Origin of the sequence: Catenovulum maritimum (assembly GCF_001050375.1) — a bacterium.
In the GTDB taxonomy this organism is placed as follows: domain Bacteria; phylum Pseudomonadota; class Gammaproteobacteria; order Enterobacterales; family Alteromonadaceae; genus Catenovulum; species Catenovulum maritimum.
Genome location: NZ_KQ130497.1, coordinates 1 through 21,246 on the forward strand (window position 1 = coordinate 1; position 21,246 = coordinate 21,246).

23 protein-coding genes are annotated in these 21,246 nt (G+C 37.8%); 11 read left to right on the forward strand and 12 right to left on the reverse strand.

Features of this window, described 5'->3' with window-relative positions; all coding sequences use genetic code 11:
• The 3 genes from XM47_RS14045 to XM47_RS14055 form a co-directional block, all read left to right on the forward strand.
• On the forward strand, nucleotides 1-875 hold an 875-nt coding region (locus XM47_RS14045), incomplete at its 5' end, for a sulfatase family protein (RefSeq protein WP_048693781.1).
• Between the two features lie 533 nt (nucleotides 876-1,408).
• Entirely contained in the window at nucleotides 1,409-1,642 is a 234-nt protein-coding gene (locus XM47_RS14050) for a type II toxin-antitoxin system RelE/ParE family toxin (RefSeq protein ID WP_245623475.1), read from the forward strand.
• The gene (locus XM47_RS14055) at nucleotides 1,629-1,943 is read left to right on the forward strand and encodes a helix-turn-helix domain-containing protein (RefSeq protein WP_048693788.1); all 315 of its coding nucleotides are present in this window, start codon (nucleotides 1,629-1,631) and stop codon (nucleotides 1,941-1,943) included. The genes XM47_RS14050 and XM47_RS14055 overlap by 14 nt, the downstream gene beginning before the upstream one ends.
• Before the next feature lie 431 nt (nucleotides 1,944-2,374).
• On the opposite strand, the gene XM47_RS14060 is transcribed toward XM47_RS14055, so the two are convergent.
• Both XM47_RS14060 and XM47_RS14065 read right to left on the reverse strand, forming a co-directional pair.
• Complete coding sequence (locus XM47_RS14060; protein WP_048693790.1) at nucleotides 2,375-3,262, reverse strand: hypothetical protein; 888 nt, start codon at nucleotides 3,260-3,262, stop codon at nucleotides 2,375-2,377.
• Nucleotides 3,252-3,788 (reverse strand): sigma-70 family RNA polymerase sigma factor, encoded by a 537-nt coding sequence (locus tag XM47_RS14065; RefSeq protein WP_048693792.1) that lies wholly within the window; start codon nucleotides 3,786-3,788, stop codon nucleotides 3,252-3,254. The genes XM47_RS14060 and XM47_RS14065 overlap by 11 nt, the downstream gene beginning before the upstream one ends.
• A 344-nt stretch (nucleotides 3,789-4,132) precedes the next feature.
• On the opposite strand from XM47_RS14065, the gene XM47_RS14070 reads away from it, so the two are divergent.
• Complete coding sequence (locus tag XM47_RS14070) at nucleotides 4,133-5,554, forward strand: c-type cytochrome (protein WP_048693794.1); 1,422 nt, start codon at nucleotides 4,133-4,135, stop codon at nucleotides 5,552-5,554.
• A 576-nt stretch (nucleotides 5,555-6,130) separates the two neighbouring features.
• Nucleotides 6,131-10,393: an Ig-like domain-containing protein gene (locus XM47_RS14075; protein WP_048693795.1), complete on the forward strand. Its 4,263-nt coding sequence runs from the start codon at nucleotides 6,131-6,133 to the stop codon at nucleotides 10,391-10,393.
• Nucleotides 10,394-10,919: 526 nt separating this feature from the next.
• On the opposite strand, the gene XM47_RS14080 is transcribed toward XM47_RS14075, so the two are convergent.
• The gene (locus tag XM47_RS14080; protein ID WP_149865517.1) at nucleotides 10,920-11,141 is read right to left on the reverse strand and encodes a hypothetical protein; all 222 of its coding nucleotides are present in this window, start codon (nucleotides 11,139-11,141) and stop codon (nucleotides 10,920-10,922) included.
• 108 nt (nucleotides 11,142-11,249) lie between these two features.
• On the opposite strand from XM47_RS14080, the gene XM47_RS14085 reads away from it, so the two are divergent.
• Entirely contained in the window at nucleotides 11,250-11,558 is a 309-nt protein-coding gene (locus XM47_RS14085; protein WP_048693800.1) for a helix-turn-helix domain-containing protein, read from the forward strand.
• Nucleotides 11,559-11,840: 282 nt separating this feature from the next.
• Here the strand turns inward: XM47_RS14085 and XM47_RS14090 are convergent, their stop codons facing one another.
• The 3 genes from XM47_RS14090 to XM47_RS14100 form a co-directional block, all read right to left on the reverse strand.
• The gene (locus XM47_RS14090; RefSeq protein ID WP_048693803.1) at nucleotides 11,841-12,350 is read right to left on the reverse strand and encodes a hypothetical protein; all 510 of its coding nucleotides are present in this window, start codon (nucleotides 12,348-12,350) and stop codon (nucleotides 11,841-11,843) included.
• Between the two features lie 200 nt (nucleotides 12,351-12,550).
• Nucleotides 12,551-13,042: a hypothetical protein gene (locus XM47_RS14095; RefSeq protein ID WP_048693806.1), complete on the reverse strand. Its 492-nt coding sequence runs from the start codon at nucleotides 13,040-13,042 to the stop codon at nucleotides 12,551-12,553.
• Nucleotides 13,029-13,514, reverse strand: coding sequence for a polymorphic toxin type 44 domain-containing protein (locus tag XM47_RS14100; RefSeq protein ID WP_048693808.1), 486 nt, complete (start codon nucleotides 13,512-13,514; stop codon nucleotides 13,029-13,031). Before XM47_RS14100 ends, XM47_RS14095 begins: the two co-directional genes overlap by 14 nt.
• 94 nt (nucleotides 13,515-13,608) lie before the next feature.
• Between XM47_RS14100 and XM47_RS19140 the strand changes: the two genes are divergently transcribed.
• On the forward strand, nucleotides 13,609-13,773 hold the full coding sequence (locus XM47_RS19140) for a hypothetical protein (RefSeq protein WP_154665754.1): 165 nt from the start codon (nucleotides 13,609-13,611) through the stop codon (nucleotides 13,771-13,773).
• A gap of 11 nt (nucleotides 13,774-13,784) precedes the next feature.
• On the opposite strand, the gene XM47_RS14105 is transcribed toward XM47_RS19140, so the two are convergent.
• From XM47_RS14105 to XM47_RS14115, 3 genes are all read right to left on the reverse strand, one after another.
• Nucleotides 13,785-13,985: an RHS repeat-associated core domain-containing protein gene (locus XM47_RS14105; RefSeq protein ID WP_216595992.1), complete on the reverse strand. Its 201-nt coding sequence runs from the start codon at nucleotides 13,983-13,985 to the stop codon at nucleotides 13,785-13,787.
• Nucleotides 13,986-14,209: 224 nt separating this feature from the next.
• The gene (locus tag XM47_RS14110; protein WP_048693814.1) at nucleotides 14,210-14,575 is read right to left on the reverse strand and encodes a hypothetical protein; all 366 of its coding nucleotides are present in this window, start codon (nucleotides 14,573-14,575) and stop codon (nucleotides 14,210-14,212) included.
• Nucleotides 14,576-14,584: 9 nt separating this feature from the next.
• Nucleotides 14,585-14,962 carry a hypothetical protein gene (locus XM47_RS14115; RefSeq protein WP_048693817.1) on the reverse strand — a complete coding sequence of 126 codons (378 nt, stop codon included), beginning with the start codon at nucleotides 14,960-14,962 and terminating at the stop codon, nucleotides 14,585-14,587.
• 789 nt (nucleotides 14,963-15,751) lie between these two features.
• On the opposite strand from XM47_RS14115, the gene XM47_RS14130 reads away from it, so the two are divergent.
• The 4 genes from XM47_RS14130 to XM47_RS14145 all read left to right on the forward strand — a co-directional run bounded on the left by XM47_RS14130 (nucleotide 15,752) and on the right by XM47_RS14145 (nucleotide 17,712).
• The gene (locus tag XM47_RS14130) at nucleotides 15,752-16,015 is read left to right on the forward strand and encodes a hypothetical protein (RefSeq protein WP_048693823.1); all 264 of its coding nucleotides are present in this window, start codon (nucleotides 15,752-15,754) and stop codon (nucleotides 16,013-16,015) included.
• Nucleotides 16,016-16,231: 216 nt separating this feature from the next.
• A complete protein-coding gene (locus XM47_RS14135; protein WP_048693826.1) occupies nucleotides 16,232-16,675 on the forward strand; it encodes a hypothetical protein in 444 nt (147 codons plus the stop codon).
• An 86-nt stretch (nucleotides 16,676-16,761) separates the two neighbouring features.
• Entirely contained in the window at nucleotides 16,762-17,106 is a 345-nt protein-coding gene (locus tag XM47_RS14140) for an energy transducer TonB (protein WP_053084575.1), read from the forward strand.
• Nucleotides 17,107-17,349: 243 nt separating this feature from the next.
• A complete protein-coding gene (locus XM47_RS14145) occupies nucleotides 17,350-17,712 on the forward strand; it encodes a hypothetical protein (RefSeq protein ID WP_048693828.1) in 363 nt (120 codons plus the stop codon).
• 121 nt (nucleotides 17,713-17,833) lie between these two features.
• On the opposite strand, the gene XM47_RS14150 is transcribed toward XM47_RS14145, so the two are convergent.
• Genes XM47_RS14150 through XM47_RS14160 form a run of 3 tightly spaced genes read right to left on the reverse strand, consistent with a single transcriptional unit; the run spans nucleotide 17,834 to nucleotide 21,147 of the window.
• On the reverse strand, nucleotides 17,834-18,826 hold the full coding sequence (locus XM47_RS14150) for a cupin-like domain-containing protein (protein WP_048693831.1): 993 nt from the start codon (nucleotides 18,824-18,826) through the stop codon (nucleotides 17,834-17,836).
• Nucleotides 18,827-18,830: 4 nt separating this feature from the next.
• Entirely contained in the window at nucleotides 18,831-19,562 is a 732-nt protein-coding gene (locus XM47_RS14155) for a SapC family protein (RefSeq protein WP_048693832.1), read from the reverse strand.
• A gap of 25 nt (nucleotides 19,563-19,587) precedes the next feature.
• Nucleotides 19,588-21,147, reverse strand: a complete 1,560-nt coding sequence (locus XM47_RS14160) for a tryptophan halogenase family protein (protein ID WP_048693835.1) — start codon at nucleotides 21,145-21,147, stop codon at nucleotides 19,588-19,590.
• Between the last annotated feature and the right edge of the window lie 99 nt (nucleotides 21,148-21,246).

Below are 21,246 nucleotides of genomic sequence, written 5' to 3' on the forward strand. Positions count from 1 at the left end.
CCGCATTAAGTAGAGATGCTGTGAAATTTATCGAACGCGCAAAGAATCAACCTTTTATGTTGTATATGTCTTATAACGCACCGCATACACCTTTACAGGCACCTGAAGAAACCATTGCTAAATATAACCATATACCCAATAAAGAACGACGTATTTATGCCGCTATGATAGATGAGATGGATAAAGGTATAGGCATGTTAATTGCTGCATTAAAACGCACTAATCAGTATGAAAATACGTTGATTTTCTTTTTGTCAGATAATGGCGGCGTGTATCCTGAATCTTGGCAACCAAACTTTAACTGGTCTGATAACAGCCCATTTAGGCGGGGTAAAGTTGCATTATTAGAAGGCGGGATCCATGTTCCATTTATTGCACATTGGCCAGCAAAAATTAAACAAGGTTTTGAGTTTGATGGCTTAGTTTCTTCACTTGATATTGCAGCGACCTCAGTCGCAATTGCTGGCGCTGATACCAGTGATGGGAAATTAGAAGGGGTTAATTTACTACCTTACCTGACACAAGAAAAAACTAATTCACCTCATCATGCTTTGTTCTGGCGCTTAGAAGAAGCGGATCACATATACGCAGTACGAACTATGAAAGCTAAATATATGCGACAGCCTTTGCCTGATGTTGGGCGGTCCTTTTTTGATATGGAAAAAGACCCGTACGAACAAAATAATTTAGTGGATCAACGGCCAAAACAACAAGCCGAGTTAGCAAAGTTATGGAACCAATGGAATAGTAAAAACATCAACAATATCTTGTTGCAATCTTGGGAATATAAGAAGGTGCGCAATGATTTTTACCAAGAACTATACGAAAAAAACAAAGCCGATGCCGCAGCACAACCAAGTTATTCTATTGAATAAACTGAGAGTTTAGTCGACTCAATACTTGTGTTATATGACAAGGAAGTCACTGTTATTTTTACCCCATGTTTTATTCACTACTATTGGTGAATATTAAACTTATGCATAACTCACCTAATTAATTCACCGTTATTGGTGAATTTAATTGAATGAAGTTAGTAACTGGACAGTCACTTATATTCAGATAACAAATAGACATTAGTCGTAAGTGATTGTCATTTATATGTTTTAACAATACCTGTCATTCATAGGCACTGTTGAAATAAATAACCAATACTTAACCACTCCTAGTTTTTTGTTATATATCACTTTACTGCATTCGACATACACAACACCAAGCTAATAATAGCGGATAGATTAAAGCGAAATTGGCCGTTTAATATTATATAGCTCCTAATTCCAACTCTTGTTTTTATACGCTAATTGCGTATACTTATCCGATTGAATGTATTTTTATTGAATCGTCTATTTTTGAAAAATGGCGGAATGATTACCTTTCGGAAGAAGACTTTCGCCTTTTTCAAGCTGAATTAATGTCAAACCCTAAGGCCGGCGATGTGATTCAAGGTACTGGAGGCTTGCGAAAGCTGAGGGTCTCTAGCAAAGGGAAGCGTGGTGGTGCTAGAGTTATCTATTACTTTTTAGATCAAAAGCAACGCTTTTATCTTTTAACTATATACGCAAAGAACGAGATGCCTGATTTAACATCGGAGCAAAAGAAACAACTTAAATCCTTTATGGAGGCATGGCGCAATGAACAATCGTAACTTATTCAATGAATTAAGCTCTGCATTAGTTGAGGCTAAAGAACATTCAAAAGGAAAATTGACCCTAAAAAATCATGAAGTAAATGATATAAGTGACTTAAATATTTCACCTGACGAAATTGTTAGTATTCGAGAGCAATTTAATATGTCACGAGGTGTATTTGCTAACCTACTTCACACGTCCTCTCGTACTTTGGAAAACTGGGAACAAGGCAGAAGCACTCCGAATGGGCAAGCCATCACACTTTTAAAATTGGTGCAAAGACACCCTGAAACACTCTCTCATATTGCAGAGCTATAACAAGCATTAAATAAAAACACTTCTAAGCTTACCGAGATCATGATTGGCTAGGTTTAGCAAACCTAACTTAATCAAATTAGAAATCATGTGTGGTCGCTATTGTTAAAATTAATAAATAACAAATGCTTAACCACACCTTGTATTTTGTAGGCGCGAAGCTTGCTCGCGTTTTCGTGAGAAGAAACTGTTTAGTTTTTTGTCTTTTGTTATATATCAGTGTGCTGCGCTCTGCATACGCAACACCGCTCTATCTGGGCAGATAACCAAAATAGCAAAGAAATCACCGCTATTTTTTACCCCATGTTTTATTCACTACTATTGGTGAATTTAATTGGATGAAGTTAGTAACTGGACAGTCAATTATATTCAGATAACAAACAAATAGGAATTGGTCGTAAGTGATTGTCATTTATATGTTTTAACAATGCCTGTCATTCATAGGTATTCATGTTTAAATGATATTGAGCGGTAAAAAAATCGTCTGCTAATAACTTGGTATTTTCCAACTGTAAACTCAAGTTAAAAAGGGCTGGATCTCCTTTGAGGTGCACTTTATTAAACACAATTCTCTCAATTTGGTAGTTATCTGCTTGGTAATAAATGACGACCTGTTTAACCCCTTTCTGTTTGGCATTTTTATTTGCAGTGATGCGTGATAAAGCCAGCCCATTTGCGCCAATAGCCTCAGATTGTGCTTGATAACTGAGTTGATATTTTTCGGTTAAGTTGGTTAATAAGCTTGCAAAATCCATAAAAGCCATGCCAATAGCATCACCGGCAATCGGTATTTTTATATCTGATAAATCAGCATAATATTTTATCTGTTGTTTGTGATCTAACTTCCAGCTGCTACTGATATCACGACCTCGAATCAAACGTCCTTTGTCAGTTGTTTGCACAAAAACATAGTGATCTTTGCCACGCACGTATAAACGTGAATCATCTAGCCAATTTGTTTTGTTGATTGGCTGCGTGTCTATTGGTGCCAGATTAATTTTGTATAGTCGGTCGCCTAAGTTGGCAAGCCGTTCAATTAGGTTGTTCACTTCGGCCAGTGCTGGATTTGTAGGTAAAACCCAAATAGACAAAGTGATAACCAGTAAACATACTGAGGCAGCTAAACTGAGCCAATAATTCTTTTTGACGGGAAATTGCACGAGTTTGCTATTAGACTGTGGACGATTTATCTCCTCCATCACTTTGTTAATTCGCTGTTCAGTTTGTTGTTGCGCCAACTGTTTGTCTTGATAAACATCCTGCAACAAGGCGTGTATAAGTTGTTGTTGAGCGTGTTGTTTATTCGATAGCTTATTGTTCATGTTCACCTGCCATAGCGGTTTTTTTAGCTAAACAGTCAAATAAAATTTGTTTGGCTCGTTGTAAGCGTTTTTTTAACGCTTCAGCTGAAATTTGTAATTGTTGCACGATTACGGCATTTTTTTGTTCGTGCAGATATCTAGCTTCAATGGTTTGTTTGTAGCTGTTGGGCAACTGTTCGATACATTGGTTTAATGGTGCAATTTTATCTTGCCAGCTATCACCAGGTGTTTGTTCGAGAGTGTGAATGTGCAGCTCTAAATAATCTAAAACCTCTTGATTACACAGTAAGATTTCAGTTTTTGACTTACGGTAATGTGTTAAAACATGCATTTTAGCTATACCTCTAAGCCAAGGCGCAAAGGGACGAGATGTGTCAAAGTCATCTAGTTTTTGCCATGCAGTTACCATGGTTTGTTGAAATATTTCATCGACTAAATCAGGTGTTTGTACCAAAGCGCGCAAATACGTTAATAGCATTTGGCTGTGTTCGCGCATTAGTATTTCAAAAACTTTATTTGGCTGCATTTGTGTCTCACGTTGACTAACTTAACCTGAACTAGGGATTACAACTTGCTTTCTAGAAGCTATTTTTCCTCATAACCACGTTGAATTCGCTAGTAATAGCCAGCTATTACGTACTCAAATTCGCCTTGTTCTAAGAAAAAATATCACTCTAGAACCAAATCATCTCTATTTCATTGTCAATTCAATATATTAGCTAACTTGTTATCCCGAGTTCAGGTTAACTTATTTATTATTGTTGCTGTTTGGTAAAAAGGGGACAAAAAATAAAAAATTAAGTTTTTGTCCCTTTTTCAGTTGGCAACAACAATTAATAACATGATGAGTCAGTTTTAAGAGATGTAGGTATGACCAAAATAATTAATTGTCTAGTTTCCACTATAGTGCTTTGTGGGTTATTAAGCTCGCCAGCATTTGCTAAAAATAATGCTAAGCATGCCGACGAATATAGTGGTCGGCACGATGAAAAAAATGTTCGTATGGCGGTGACCTCCAAAGCTTTTACTTGGTTAAGTGGCTCACCTGCAGACAATGAGAAGTTATCACCGGGTAAGTCGGCACAGTTTTTCGGTTTTGTTGCTTTACGTTATCAATCGGGCCGAGTCGCTAGACGAGGTGATATAGCGCATGCATTTCATCAATTAGCCACGGTTGAGCAACGCCAGAGCATTAAAACTGCTGCGCTTGAGGTACTACCCGTTATTGAACAATGGTGGCAAGTACGTTCAAAAATTCTAAGCGAGTTAGAAAATCACTTATATACGGGCGCAGAATTAGAGCAACATAAACTCTATGAATTGGCCGCTGAATTTGGCTGGTTAAACGCCCAAGCTGGCTTAATTGAAGCTAATGCTTGTGCTGATGTCGAAAAAACATTAAACACACAGCAATGGCAATCACTTAAAAAATGGCGACAAGATCCCGCATTAACGAGTCAAAATAAACGCAAATCTCAACTAAAAGAGCAATTACCAACAAAGCAAGCGATTGAGCGCTATACCGATATTTTTGCTAAATGTTTTACTTATTTAACCGGTAGTGTTGCTGACCGACAAATTATTCCGCTTGGCCAACCAGCACAATTTTTTGGTTTTGTCTCCATTCGGCATAAAAGTGGTCATGGCGCTAAACGTGGTGAAATCGCCAAACGTTTTGACAAATTATTATCTAAGCAGCAACAGGGTTATTTGCAGGGCACAACGGATGTTTTAATAAATGAAATAGCAAAATTCAAATCTATCCGCAGCGAACAAATGCAACACATGGATAGAGTGAGAATCAATAGTCAGCAATCGTTTGATTTAACTGCTTATAAACAAGTGGCTTATCAACTGGGAATTGCAGAAATACGCTGCGCTATGATTGAAGCGCAAACCTATCGAAAAATTCGCACACTGATGACAGCCAAGCAATTGGAGAAAATGATGTTAATGCGAGCTGACTATGTGTTGGATAATAAAAATACAGATATAGTGGTCGGAATTGAACGTGGCCAGCAGTTATTCAAGTTATGTTCTGGTTGTCATCAAATTAACAACCAGACTGCACCAAATTTACAAGGTGTTGTTAATAGAGCAATCGCAACCGAACAATTCGATTATTCTAAAGCGATGCAAGCGCAACAAACTGGAGTTTGGACGGTAGAAAAGTTAGATGAATTTTTAACCTCACCAAACAAAAGCATACCAGGTAATAAAATGGGTTTTACTGGAATAATTAATCAAGCTGATCGTCAGGCGCTAATTGAATATTTACAGACATTGAAATAACAGTTGGCAAGGATGGGTATACCAAGCAACTTAATCGACTAATGGCGCGCTTCAACATATAAGCTGAGTTAGGCGTGTAGGTCAGGTTTTGTAGGTATTGTTAAAGTCACATATATTGTCGGGCGTGAGTTATTAAGAATTAATCCGCAAGGTTTAGTTATATGAGCATGGAGACAAACTATGTTGCTGAGCTGAATAATATTGTGTTTTTTAGCGGGCAAGAGTCGGCTACTCCTCTTGCGGTTAAAACAGGAAGTGCATTTTATTGGCGGTGTTGCGATAGCGATGGAGTTAGTTGCTGAAAGACTATTTTTCAAGCCGTGAAGTTTGCGAGTTTTACTTGAGGCAAGTTGTATTGGAGGGGATGTCCGCTACCAATTTTATGCTAGATTATTTGCATATTTTCCATTTGAGTTATTTCAACTAACTGTACTTGCGTAAATGTAGGCATTAGAATGTGTGCCGTCTATTAGGTTGGGACAGCCGACACCTAAACTGCAAAATACTCAAATACAAGGCTAATGTTTTGTTGAGTGGGCAAAGTGGATGCTCCCCATAAATTTACTTGGAAGTAAAATGAAAAACAAACTCTCAACTTTTTTATCAGTGTCTCTGATAACATTATTACTCTCTGTTAGTTCTGCATTTGCAGGCATTAATTTTGAGAAAAATCAACTTGAGTTGATTGTAGCAGCAGGCTGCAACCATAAAACAATGTACGTTCCATATTTCTCGGAGCAAGCCAATTTTGATGAAACAAATATTCAGGTTAGTTCCGATACAAGCTGGGCCGCAGCAGTTGTAAATACTACGACTAATCAAATAGAAATTAGCTTTGATACTGATGAGTTAATTGCTTCGTATACTGCAACCATCTCAGTTGATGATGGTGAAAAAGTCAGTGAGCTATTTGTGCATGCAAATGTACAAGCACTGAACATATATCGCCTTATAGATGACCCATTTCGATCCAAAACTTATGCTATTCAGCGCAATAATACTGAGCAGGGAAGCATCATTGCTTTTGATCCAATTGAAGAAAAAATACTTTCTTGTTTAACCGTAGGAAAAAGTCCAACCGATTTTGTGATCAATGAAGACGGTTCAGAACTATTAGTTGTTAACAGTGTTAGTCAATCAATTGATGTGATTGATTTAGATAATTTTTCACATAAAGAAAGTATTACTTTGCCAAGTTATTCTGCTTGGGGAGATGTAGACGATACGACTGCAAATATTGATTTAGGGCCAAACGACGTTATTTATTACTCAGATGGTGCCTGGGGGCCTGTGTTACACGTATTGAGCCGAAGTAGTGGAGAGCTGCTACAATCTGTTCTGTATGATGGCTCTGAATATATTTCGAACGATACAGGGTTTATGGATTTTGCGGTTACAAGCGATAAGAAAACCCTAGTTGCAATGCCTCAATATGGATGGTCTGCTGGTGGGCATTCGAGTAATGTCGCTCACTACAGCATAAATAACGACGGTACAATTAATTTAGTTAAACAAACATCCATAGATGGGTTTGCTCGCGAGCCTTTTGAAGCTCCCGTTCTGATAAGTGACGATGATCAAACTGTAGCTATGAAAACCATAGTAACAAGGGTCAAAGACGAAGGAAATGTTAAACGAGTATTGCCCAAAGCTATCTGGTCAATGAATCCAAATGCGACTGTTGTTGCTACTCAAGACGCTTTATATGACGCATCAACAGGCAATAGCTTATATGATATAGATTCAGGTGATTCGTGGAATTCAAACTATACCTATACTAAAGCACAGGCTTTTACGTCGGATTTTACCCGATTTGTTTATTTTGATAGTAGCAGTCGGTCGCTCAAAGTTGTGAACCTAATTGAAGAAATTGGTTTAGATTTGATAGGGCGCTCTCTTTATCCAAATAATGGCGCGGTAATTATTTCACCTGACGTTTTAACTTGGACACCACTTGCTGGTATTGACGAATATGACGTTTACCTGAGTACTGATGAGTCGGCAGTTATTTCGGCCAATACTTCATCTTCAGTGTATTTGGGGAGAGTAAGCGGGACAAGCCATGAATTAGCGACTACCTTAGCAAGCGACACCAAGTATTTTTGGCGAATTGATCCGGTTTCAAGAACGGGTGTTGAAACGGGTAGTATTTATAACTTTTCTGTTTCAAACATAGGGTTAGACAAAACCGAAGTTAATGCAAAAACAGTTATCGGTCATGCAAAGTATATGGTTGATATTCAATTAACATCTGAAAATGCAGGAGTGGCTTGGTCTGCTACGGCAGAAGATAGTACTTGGATCTCGTTTGTACAAAATACCGGTACAACCCCCTCCACCCTCAGCGTTCAACTCAGTGCCGCTGCCTTAGAAAAAGGCGTTCATAAGTCCAATATAACAATCACTACGGATGAAGGGGAGTTAAAAATACCAGTTCAACTTCAGGTCGAAGCTTTAAATATTACCCATATTCGCAGTGATAAAAACACCTCTACAGTCTACGCTATCAGTGAAACTACAGACGTTGCTGCTAAAGCGTATTTACTCGAAATAGATTCAACCAGCGAAACCATTAACCGAGTTTTGCCTGTAGGTAGCTCGGTTACTGACTTTACGATTCACTACGCCGACAAGTTAATTTACGTAACTAACTGGAAGGCAGGTAACTTGTTAGCGATTGATCAAGATACCTTTACATTAAAAAGTACATTGGCTTTTCAACCTGCTGGCGCCACAGGCTATTCGCAAGGAGATGTTTATCGCGTAGCCGCGGGTGTTTCGCAAAGATTAATAGTTGAAGAAGAAGACCAGTGGATAAACATTAGTTTATACAACACAAATAGTCAGGCAACAGAAGATGATGCGCATGTTCGAGAGGGCGGTGGAGCTTTTGATCCAACTGGCAGGTATTATTATCACGGTGAAAATAACTCATCTGGAGCGTCAATTATAAAATTTGATACCCTTGGTGATGTTTTCACTAACTTAGCTGAAATACGCCCAGAGCAAATGAATAGTTATTATGGCTCAAGAACAGTTGTGGTTTCAGAAAATGGCGAACGGGTTTTTTGGGCTGGCGCTGTGTTAGATAAAAATTTGGAGCCAGTTTGGGGCACGAGTGAAATGATTTATTCTGCGTCGACAGATGGCCGCTATGCGTTTGGTCAGTCAGGTATATATGACATTAATTTACGTCGTCAAATTTTATCTATGCCAGCTCAAACAACAGCAAGTGGGTATAATTCCACGAGTAAAAAGTTAATTGTGCAAGTGGATGGGGCCTTAGCGTATTATCAAATATCTTCCCCAATCAGTATACCTGCACCAGTGTTGCAAGCTGGCGACCCTTCCTATGATTCGGTTAACCTGAGTTGGAATGATAAATCGTTAGAATCTTCGTTTGTTATTCAGCAGCGTGTTTTGAACTCAGACACATGGAGTCAAGTAACAGAGACAAGTGCTAATGTTACCAATTGGATTGCCAGTGAGCTATCGGACAATCAACCTTATGAGTTTAGAATAAGAGCAACGACGTCTGAATATAGCTCGTCATGGAGCAATATTGTGATGGTTACCACTTTGGATAAGCCCAACCAACAGCCTCTGGCTACTGATGATAGGCTTGCTTTAGATGCTCAATCTGCCCAGCGTTTTAGTTTGGTGGACAATGATAGTGATTTTGATGGTGCTATAGATGTGACTTCATTGGTGCTTGTGGCGCAGCCGCAGAGCGGCCAAGTTGAAGTGCATGACAATGGTGAGATTACTTATACTCCAGCAGACAGTTTTTCACTATCAGATAGCTTTAGCTATACGATTAAAGATAATGAAGGCGCGACTTCAAATGTCGCCACTGTGGTGGTGGCTTATTTAGCTGCACCAGTACTTACGGCTGGTAACCCATCTGTGAGTTCTATTCAATTAAACTGGACTTATGACAGTGCTTTCCAAGGTTATTTTGAAATACAAGAAAGACCACAGGGTAGCTTGTATTGGGGGGATGGTTCGCGTTACTCGTATGCACTAAGTTGGACGTCATATTATTTAGATTCTGGTGTAACTTATGAATATAGGATCAGAGCTATCTATTCAAACGCACAATCTCAATGGAGTAACCTAGCGAGTGCAACTGTGTTGGGTGAGATTTCTGGTCCAATTATAACGCCAGATCCTAATCCAAATACTAAACCGGTAGCAAACGCTGACGTTATCAATATGTCTAGTAGACAGTCAGTTAGTTTTAACGTCACGAATAATGACAGTGATGCTGAAAATGAATTGGATGTAAATTCTATTGTTATTAGCTCCACTGCAAAATATGGTGAAGTGCAAGTGAATAATAGTGGCCAGATTACTTATGTGCCTGGGGATAAATTTGTAAACACCGACTCATTTTCTTATGTAATCAGTGACTACCGTAATGCAGTTTCAGAGCCTGTTGAAGTTTCGCTTATTTATATGCCTACGCCTACGTTGAGTATTAGTAATTTAAAGTCGACTGCGATCGAACTGAGTTGGAATTCGGATAACTTATCACAAGCTGAATTTTTACTTGAAAAGAGGGAATCAGGCAGCAGTAGTTGGGACAATATGGGGGCGTTATCGGGCTCAACTTATACTGATAGCAATGTAGAACAGGGACGTACTTATGAATTCCGCATTCGTTCTGTTGCGGGGGATTTTAGTTCGGTGTGGAGCAATCATGCGTTTGCCACTGTGCCTAACCAAAGCCAAGCTGAGCCTAAATCAGAACCATCAAGCGGCGGTTCTTTTGGAACTTGGTCTATATTAGTGCTGTTACTTGTGTCATTAAGATCTTTAGCCCAAACAAAAATTTAATATATCATTTTGACGGAAATGTATTGGCCTTGTGCCAATACATTGATGTGCAACTACCTCGAAATTCAATTTAATATTATAAGTTTTCTTCACACCAAATTTAATTCCAGCTCGCTTATCTCTTAACACCTAATTCGCCTTCAGATCCAATTAACAACTGAATATTGCTAGAATTTTTATCTAACCTGAACTCTGGATAACAAGTTAGCTAATACGTTGTAATTTATAACTAAGTTTATTCATAACTCTTCTAGGGAGGTAATTATTCTTAGAGCAAGGCGAATTTGTGTACGTAATAGCTGGCTATTACTAGCGAATTCAACGCAGTTATAAGGATAAGTAGCCCCTAGAAAGCAAGTTGTTATCCAGAGTTCAGGTTATCTAGTTGGCTGATGCCTCCTATAGACGCTTGTTGGTATCGGTTTAAACACACTCCTTCAAAATTTTGTTGTAGTTGGTTAACATATTTAATTGATAGTAGGCACTGTTGCATGCTTACATTGTTAAAATCATAAATAACAAATATTTAACCACACTTTGTATTTTGTAGGCGCGAAGCTTGCTCGCGCTTTAGTGAGAAGAAACGGTTTAATTTTTTGTCTTTTGTCATATACCACTTTGCTGCGTTCGGCATACGGAACACTGAACCATCAGGACATATAACTAAAATAACAAAGAAGTTGTCGCTACTTTTACCCTGTCTTTTATTCATCACTATTGGTGAATATTTAACTTGTGCATAACTCACCTAATTAATTCACCGTTATCGGTGAATTAAATTAAATTAATGCTTCTGTGTATCTATAATCACTATATACGGTGATTAATTATTCTGGTTTCTAATAGGTAAGCAAATATGGCAAAGAAGGTTACTGTTTCTGACCTGCCTGATACAGCGTTTATCAATAATTCGGAAGTATTGGGGCAACTGATCAAAGCTAAACACACCAAACTTGGTATAAAACTGGCTGATTGTGCTGCTTTGTGTGGTATTGGTATTAACACATTATCTCGGCTTGAAAATGGTAATGGCAATTGCACACTAGCGGCTATGTTCTCTGTTTTGAATGGTTTAGGTATTAAATTAACCACTAGCGCGTTAGCTAACTCTGAAAGCCATGAGAAAAATGATAATTCAATAACAATTGAAAGCGAGTGGGTTTAGTCGTGTTATCAAAAAATAGTGCTCACCTTATAAAACCGCCGCTTGGCTAGCTAAAAGACCGTGTTCGGTTAAAAGCCGTAAAGAAGGTGCAGCCAAAAGTGCCCAAGATTGTATTTGGCCTATAGATGCTATGTTGAATTTGCTGGATTCAAATATACGAGATTAAGTGTGATAGGCATTACTTTATTTTTAAGTTGTTGTTATTTATATATTTTAACAATGCCTGTCATTCAGAGTTTGCAAAAAGCGGATCTTTAGGAGGTAGTAATAATACTAGTTAATTCATTCAGAACCATCGACCGATACGGCCGCTTTATTTAGATTATTATCAAAAAATGATTTAAGACTCTTTTTGTATAGAGCACCTTCAAAATCTAAATGACTGTTAACATATTTAGCAGCTCTGTATTTCGAATTTGGCGGGATTTCCTTCACTGTATCAATTTTACAACAGCCATAACCAACATCAATATTGATGTAAAATTGTCCAAACGAGAGCATATTGGGATCAATTAGTTCACCTCTACCGATCTCGCTGCAATTATCTGATTTATATACAAAATCGTCACAATTAGTGAGTATCCATTCATATTGTAGTTTATAACTCAATTGCTCTTTTTCAAATGATGTAACCCTAAAGGCACCATATAGTTTTTGATATGGGGGCTTTAAGCTATCAGCTGTAACTATTATCCACTCATTCTTTTTAAAATGTAGCGATTCAATCTCAAAGGACTCACTACTGCAACCCATAAGAGAAATTGAAAGAATTAAACTAACTAACGTTAGCATCCCGATACTCCACAAAATTTAACTTCTTCATATTCATCAATTACTATCTCGTAAACTCTTTCGACTTTGTGTTCAAAAGGTTCATCTACATACACAGTGCTTCTTATTGCGTGCAGGCCATTGGCAATCGACACAATGTCCGCTTTGAGCGATTTTCTGACACTTAGGAACTGCCCATTCACTATCTTTACAACATTGATTTAGGGTCTAGATGGGATGTTTTCCCATACATACCAAGAATCATTTATTTGTTCAGTCTTAGCATCATATGCGGCTTTAAATCGCGCAAATAAACTAGGGTCTTTAAGGTAGAATAAACTAGTTGCAGTACCCCTAGCTAAGATGCCTTCACTATTTAATGTAAACCATATAGCCATAATTTCACCAGAATCATAACGTGTGACTGCAATATTTATTATGCCCAAGTTTTTACATGTAACCATTAACTCTGCAAGTGTTTTCTTCTCAGTTTCGCTAAATTGCTCGTAATCTTTGATTAAAAGAGTTCCAAGATCAGGGTCTACTCGACTTATCAATTTATTTGAATCTAGTTTTAATATAATCTCGGTCAATACATAGTTGTGTTCACTAAAAAATGCTTTTGCTGAATTTTTACTATTAACATTTTCAGCGTAAACTGAAGTGCTTATGATGATTAAGGTAAATATGATAACTTTACTAATTGCTTGCATTGTATGCCTCCCAACCTGTCATAACTTTGTACGCATCGCCTTCATTATCTCCCCAGCTATATCCAAATTCAGTAGCCAATCTCGCTTCTGAATTTGAGAGGCTGAGCGCGTTTATGTCAAGCTCTTTCGGGTACCCTCCACCTTGTACAAAGGACTGGTATATGCCACCACCCAACAATGTTTGTGCTAAAGATAAACCCCGAGCAGCGGCAACATAACCAAAATGAACATTACCAAACTCTTCCATTAAAGATTGAGATAAACCATGCTTTACCAAATCAGGGTGGTTTTTATAGTCCCAGCCTCCACGGGTCCTTACAGCTTTGATAAACTGGTCAAGTGTCATTGTTTTTGCTAGCGCAGCGTTAGCATTTAAATCTATATTTAATTTTTTTATTACGTCATTAAATTTTGATGGGAACGTCCGCTCTGTACTCAAAGCTGTCCCATGTGCAAAATGAGAATATTCCATTAGCTGAAAATCAACACTATTTGAGTGACTAGCTGGCGTATGAATAACTCGAATATTCCCCCAGTTTCTTAGGTTTTGTATTTCAGCTTGACACTTGACTTGGCAGTATTTTTATTTAGCAAGCCAATCAAGAGCGTCTTCATCTATATATTCTTCTGAACAAACTGTACCTTCACTTGGCTATTTACCCGACTTAGCCTCTTCTTTAGTGACGCCAAAATCGGGACAATATGATTCCCCTCATACCCACTCGGATTAACCATACTCAGTTCAGTGGGTATGAGTACAGCGGTTATAACTTTGGCTATTAGTGGGGACTTGCACTAGTATATACGCACTTAAAAACCGGCCAATATTTGGGTCGTAAACCCGACCATTCATATGGATTAACCCATTATCACCTAATATTTCGTGGCCGGTATAACCTTTACTGGTTGTTGCTCCTTGCTCCACAGAGCTGTCATTGCTCATATTAGGATTTAACATTCGTCGCAAGCGCTCACATATTCACTATCCTAGGGTTGGCATAGAGTGGATGCGGATCTCTGCAGTTCAACTTTAACAGAAATACTTTAGTTATTATGCCGTAAGCAACGACTAAATTCAGTTTTCCACAAAGAAGTTTGTGAACAAATTACGCTGCCTTGCTATTTCAAGCCGTTTGATATGATAGTAGATTACATCAATCTTTATTTTCATTGTTTACTATTGCCACGGAGCGTATAACTATAAGGTGAAACCTTTAAATACCACCCTTTAGAATTCATACATTCAACAGTTATAAGCCACTTTATGAAGTCAGTTGGATCTTCTTCTTTTGAATAACGAGTTGGTAGAATCTCTATGCATTCTTCATATGCTCGCTCAACTCTTAAATTTACGTCGGCATAAGGTGGGGGTAGCGCTTTACTGCTATCACTCATTTTAGAACTTGTAGACCAATAAGTCGTATAGGCACAACTTAGTTTACATGCATTATCTGGATATGGATGTAAAAAACCAAATTCGTCTGCTTTCCCACTAGAAGCAATAATAGCTAGAAAAAATATTAACTTAGACATAATCACTCTCTAAAAATTTACTAAGTGACCTTTACCATCAAGGCCTTGATAAGACATATGAAATGTTATATTAGATGAAGCATAACGATTAAATACTTTAACATCATCCGGTGAGAATACATCGCAACAACCACTGGCATGGGAATGCCAATTTGCTCCCCAAACCCAACCTCTTGCTTGTTCTGCGCTAAAGAGGTCTACCGAGTGACTATGATAATTAGTTCCTAGCCCACCGAATCGCCATGTATCAAAATCTACAGATAATTGAACCGTAATCTCAACATCAAATTTTACAGCTAATGGATGAACATTATCATTTAACCAATTTAACGCTTTTTGCTTGGCATTTTTTCCATTGAAAAATTGTTTTAATACTTTGCCATTCAACTCTGAATATTTTTTTTAAATTGCTTTAAACCTTCTTCCGTTAATTTATCATTATTCTCATAAGTGAACCCATCTCCCAAAGTCCGCTCCGTACTCTTTTGTTCATTTGCTACTTTGTTGATCCAAATAGAATTCGCACCATACAACAGCCTCAACCTCCAAAGCGGAACATTAGTTTTCGAATCATCACACTTCAACCCAGTTGGGTCAATAAAGCCCATTGGATTATTATTCGCATCAGTATTTTGAATCTAGCTTTGGTTGCAAACCTACTTGCTTTGAAGAACAAGAGCAAGTAACAGTCCTTTATCGTGATGGTAATGCTAAAGACCCAAGAATAAGTGATTTTATGTCGCTATGGTTACCAAGCCTACTTTTATTGGGCATTGGTACTAGTTTTATTGTTGTAAGTTTCTTCCAAATAAAAAGGTTACGGGGCAGTATAGAAATGAATTGACAGGTATTGTTAAAACCATAAATAACAAATATTCAATCACACCTTGTATTTTGTAGGCGCGAAGCTTGCTCGCGCGTTCATGAGGGTAAATTATTTAACTGCTGTTATATCTCTTAATTGCGCTCGATATACGTAGCGCTGAACTATCAGAACAGATGCCTAAACCGGAAAAGCTCATCGCTATCTTTTACCTTTTGTTTAAGGTTTTAAGTTGACAATGTTGGTTGGAATTAATAGGTATTTAAATTATATTATTCAACTTAATAAAAACGCAGGCTCATCAAAGCGGAATCAGCCAGCTTAATATATTGCTAGACGAGTTAAGGAAAGCTATGAGCCATATAAATCAGTTTAAAGAAAATAAGAAAAAGCAAAGAAACTACACAATACTGTTTTTAGTGTTTTGGGGCCCTTCTTTAATTTTAGGTTATACAAAAGCACCAGACCCATATTTAATAAATTTGTTTTTAAAATGTTTTGGTTTGTATTTTATATATCGAGCCTACAAATATTCTTTATGTCCAAACTGTGAAAAAGCTCCAGGTTGGGGCTGGCGAGTCAAAAAATGTAAAGCATGCGGTGAAAAACTCGTATAGCAATCGCATAAGGGTGGGCGTAAACTTTTCGTGCCACTGATGTTAGGGTTATTCTTTTCACCAAATTCAAAGGATATTTATACTATGGAGAGTATCTACAATGAAAAATTTGAAGCGAACCTAATATTCAATGGTGGAAATGCTTAGCTTAGTTTCTGTTTGGTCTGAACTATTAGTAACTGTAAAATATATTAATCAGAAATAGGAGAACTATAAATGAAAAGTCTTTTGGCATTTGGCGCTTTGTTGGCCGCTGTAATTCAATTATTCAATTACTTATTTATTAAGAGTAAATATAACAATTTCCTTAGTGTGAAAGGTAAAATCATTAAGTGTAAACTTGATGATTTCAGCAATCCTGACGGTAGCCGGGAATTCAAAGCAAATATAGAAATAGAGTATGAATACCAATCAAAAACATACCAATGTTCAACTCCAGTATTAAGATCGTTTGAATTATTTCCAGCCTACCAAGTTGAAGCAAACTTAGCGGGTAAACATAAAGAAGGTGATATTGTTGATGTTAAATTTGACGTCAATAAACCAAGTAGAGGTTATATTTCAATTGCCCCTCTCAGCATAATTTCGAGTCTTTTGCTCGTTACCTCTGCGTCAGTTGCTAGTGCTTACCTCTACTATGTTAAATTTATTTTAGGATAAAAATTTTATCATCATGCTAAGACAAGATTAAACCGTAACAAAAACATCAAATAGATTTAAAATCGTTAGCAATATTAAGGAAGGTTATGCGTATTATATTTACACTGTTTTTTGCTTGTTTGGTGGCTGCGTGCCAATCGACTCAAGAAAATATTCCTGATTCACCCGCTAGCCCAATTGTGCGAATTGCGCCTGCATTCCCTGCTGCAGCTGCACGAGATGGTGTGGAGGGATGGGTTAAGTTAAAATACGACGTTGGTTCAGATGGTAAAGTATCCAATATCGCTGTAGTTGAATCACAGCCTAAACGTATATTTGACAGAGCTGCTAAACAAGCTGTGGTTAAATGGATTTATAAACCTGCGACGGAAAATGGAAAGCCTATAAAATCTCAAGTTGAAATATTGCTTGAGTTCAAATTAGGTGTATAAAATTGTAAACAAAGGACGCTTAAGGCTTGGCTAAAATTAATGACAGCCACTGTTAAATATTAGTTGCAGCTAAGGCTTAGGTCTCACTTTGCTAAAACAGGTTTTAAAATTAAAAAGATGGGTTTATTATCCATACAAGCGCATAAGCCGTGACAAATAAAGCTTGGCTTTTGTCACTTAATTCCTCAGTTTAGCCAAGCAAATTATTTGCCCGTTAGCGGTCAAAAGTAAGGTTTATATTAAATGGAATTTTTTGAACAAGTAATTTTTGAGATGTATGGCTTTTCATTGCTTGAGTTTCTATTTTACGCAATTGATACGCTTGTAATAACTGCTTGCTTTATTGTGTTTCTAATTGCTTCTTTTAAACTACATCGTCGCTTAAACAACAGTGACACTAAGCTTTTATTTATCTCATGTTTAGTTATGTTTGTTCTAAGTATTGTTTCCGGAGTTATAGCCGAATCGGGCTATTCAGAAGAGGGCTCTCTTTCTTTAGTTGAGTTAATATTGGTTTATCTTCCAACCTTGGCAGCTGTATTTATGACCGTTGGAATTTGTAAGGTATTCAAAGGGATCAAAGGTGTTCAATCCAATGACAGCTAACAAGCAATAGGTAATGGTTTATTATAAATAAAGCTTCGCTGGTTAGATTTAAACAAACAGTTTTGCCAAGCATTATCGCTCCATATCACAGCGATATTCAGGCAAAGTTAAGAAAATCTGTTTATCTGTTCAACTTATTGAGCAGCATAGCTCGGAGTTTTCTCGCCGTTACATCATCAATTGGGTTTAAAACTCCTCTGCTGGCAGGTGGAATGTGTTCTTGAGGCTTTGGGTTGAAAATATAGTGATCAAACATTTCTTGCCAAATTTTTCTTTGGTTTTCCGGTAAATCACGAATAGAAAGCATGGCATGGTATAAAGCATCGGTTGGCGCAGCCATGAAAATATCGACTGGTCGCCACCAATAATTAACTAAAATATTAAACTTGGATAATGCTTCTACATGATGCCACCACATGCTTGGAATAAATAGGGCATCGCCTGCCGCTAATTCGGCAACTTGGGCTGCTGCGAGTGCTTGTTTAAATTTAGGAAACGATTGAAAATCCGGATGCTGAAAATCGACTAAACTTGCAGATTGTCCAGCCGGTGTAAAGTCGAGTGGGCCAATATACAGGTTATCTAATTGCTCAGGTGGAAATAAGGTAAAACGCCTTTTTCCTGCGGCTACGCAGGCTAAATTGTCAGGTATATCGTAATGTGCGGCAATTCGAGAGGCATTGCCTAACCACAAGCTGACTAAAGAAACCGATTTTAAAAGTTCAACATCATTCTCGCTGCGAAAGCCTGGTAATATATGTTCAACAGCGGTCGAGCCAACATAGTAGGCATTATTATCTGGATTTAATCTGATTCTTTCTATGATGGATTCTAAACTGGTATTTTCTCGGCTGAAGTTAAAATCGGTTATTTCTGAGTTATAAAAATATCGCCCTTGTTCTTGCTCTGGTGCAATGAGCGCGTGAACCAATTTTTGGTTGTATTTTTGTAGCAGGTAGGCTTGTTGAGCTTCAATGGTTTCAGCTTTTACTAGAGGCCAGTCTGTGATTAAGCCTCTAACAATAAAGGGCTGGGTCGAGTTTAACTTTTCTTTGGTAAAGTCAGATTTGTCAATCTCGCTTACTTGTTTTAAGCTCGCGTAGTCTACCGACATGCAATTATCCTTGTGTTAACCTAGCATTTTTAGCATCAATTAATTTAGTTATGTTACCCAAAGAGGCAATGACCATGTAAATCATTTTTAGGTATGACTTTTGATGCAGAGCGTATAGGTTAGCATCTGATAAATTATCTAAGGTATTTTCATTTATCGTGTATAAATTACCGAGTTGATGCTTACTGCCATCTTTCAATTCAACTTCAATATTCACAGATTCTAATAAATCTAATTCCACTAAAGCATGAATAAATTCATCATTTTGTTGATGGCCTTGGTGAATCGCATTAAGTGTGCTGGCGATTTGCTCTAAATATTCAGACTGGCCACCTTGTGGTAAAAAGACACTTTCGCCTTCCGTCTCACTCACCCTTGGGCTATCCATATCGACATGGACAACCGCTTCTTCTGTGATAGCGCCATTTTCGTTTTTGGTATTAAAACCAATTAAAAATGGTCTTCTCGCTATGGTTAATGGAATATAGTTAGCGTTCCAACCTGCTTCGCTTAAGTATAAATTTTCACCCTGTTCAAAGCCAAATAGCGCAATTGACTCAAATTTATTACTTAAATTGTTTTTCATAAAAAAGATAGGGTAGTGGACCTGAGCATCGGCATATTCAAATGGGAAAATATTGGTATAGCTGGCATCGTCACCTAAACCGGGTCTATGTTCAGTAATAATCTTTAAATCTTTATGTGTGACGTTGTCCAGTAATTGATGATTTGGCATGTTATATACTCGATTAAATTGTGAATTAAATTTTGTGCAAGCCTTGTTGCTTAATGTCGTTTATTAATTGCCTGTTTTGCGGTAATCCACGTAACAGCTTTTCGGTTAATTGCACATTATGCTGAAAGTGCTGCTTAGCCAGTGCTGCATTTGTGTTAGCGCGCTTTTGGCTAGCTGACGGTTGGGTTTTAAAGCCCATTCCATATAAAACATATTGATAACTAGCCGACGGGAATACTTCATCAACTTGGGTAAAGTCGTTATGCCAAGGTGTATGGTATTGCCATAATGCGAGTAGCTCTTGTAAATCGTCCGGTATCGTTTCAGAGCGGCAATTGTCTACCCAATAAGCTGTATCAGTTCGTTTAGTTAATACATAATGTAGTTTTAAAAAGTCAATTATTCTATCCCAGCGGTATCTAAACTTTTGGTTAAAGCGTTTGGCGATAACAGGCATTACCTCTCTGGTTTCTGGTAGTTGTTCGCTGATCATAGCCGAAGATAACTCGACTAATACCAAAGCAGAAGCTTCTAAAGGCTCTAAAAACCCAGCAGATAAGCCAACAGCGACACAGTTTTTGTGCCAAAAAACTTCTCTATGACCTGGGTTTATATCAATTTTTCTTGGGGTTAGCTGGCTGTCATCTGCTTGTAAATTTTGTCTTATGTACTGTCTTAATTCTGCTTCTGCTTGATCGTCTGATATGTGCTGACTTGAGTAAACATGACCCACGCCACGGCGAGAAGGTAAGCCTATATCCCATACCCAACCAGCAGATTGAGCGGTTGAAATGGTGTGAGATGCGATTGGACTGGTTTCTGTTTGGTAAGGTACATGTACTGCAAGTGCTGTATCGTTAAATAATATGTGCTTTTTACTGATAAAAGGAATTTGGTAATGCTGACCCAGTAATAAAGATTTAAAGCCAGAGCAGTCAATAAACAAATCGCCTAACAAATCCCCATTGGCTTTGGTGCTTAGGCTTTTAATATCGCCATTTACCTCAGGGTTTACTTGGGTGACATGATCCAAAACATGTTTAACCCCTAACTTTTCTGTGCAGTGTTTTTGTAAAAACTGAGAGAATTTTCCTGCGTCTAAATGGTAAGCATAGTTGGCGACATGGGCAAATTCTGGGGTATTTTTTTGTTTTGGTGCTAAGCCTTTTTCGCAAAGGTAACCTTGAAAGCTGACCGCATCAGTAAAATTTTTATTGGGGCAAATTTGTTGCCAATAATTGGCTAAGTTAACTTCTGTATAGCCTTGTGGTAAAACGAGCGGGTGGTAATAAAAGTCGTCAGTTTGACCAGTCACCCAGCCAGCAAATTTAGCACCTTGCTTGAAGGATGCATCACACTCTCGAATAAAGTCGGTTTCGGATATACCCATTTTTTTGAGTGTACCGCGCATTGTTGGCCAAGTTCCTTCGCCAACGCCTATCGGTTTAACGTCAGGCGATTCAATTAATGTCACTTTAACACCAGAGTCAGAATGACTCATGTGCTCTGCGGCTATGGTTCCTGCAGTTAACCAACCTGCTGTTCCGCCACCTAGAATAATAATTTGCTTTATCGGCTTTGACACAATTTAACCTTATAAAATTCTGTTGCTACAAGTATGGATCATTTTTAGATAATTGCTTATAGCTAAACTAATGTTTTTTCACTGTATTTCTGGAAAAAA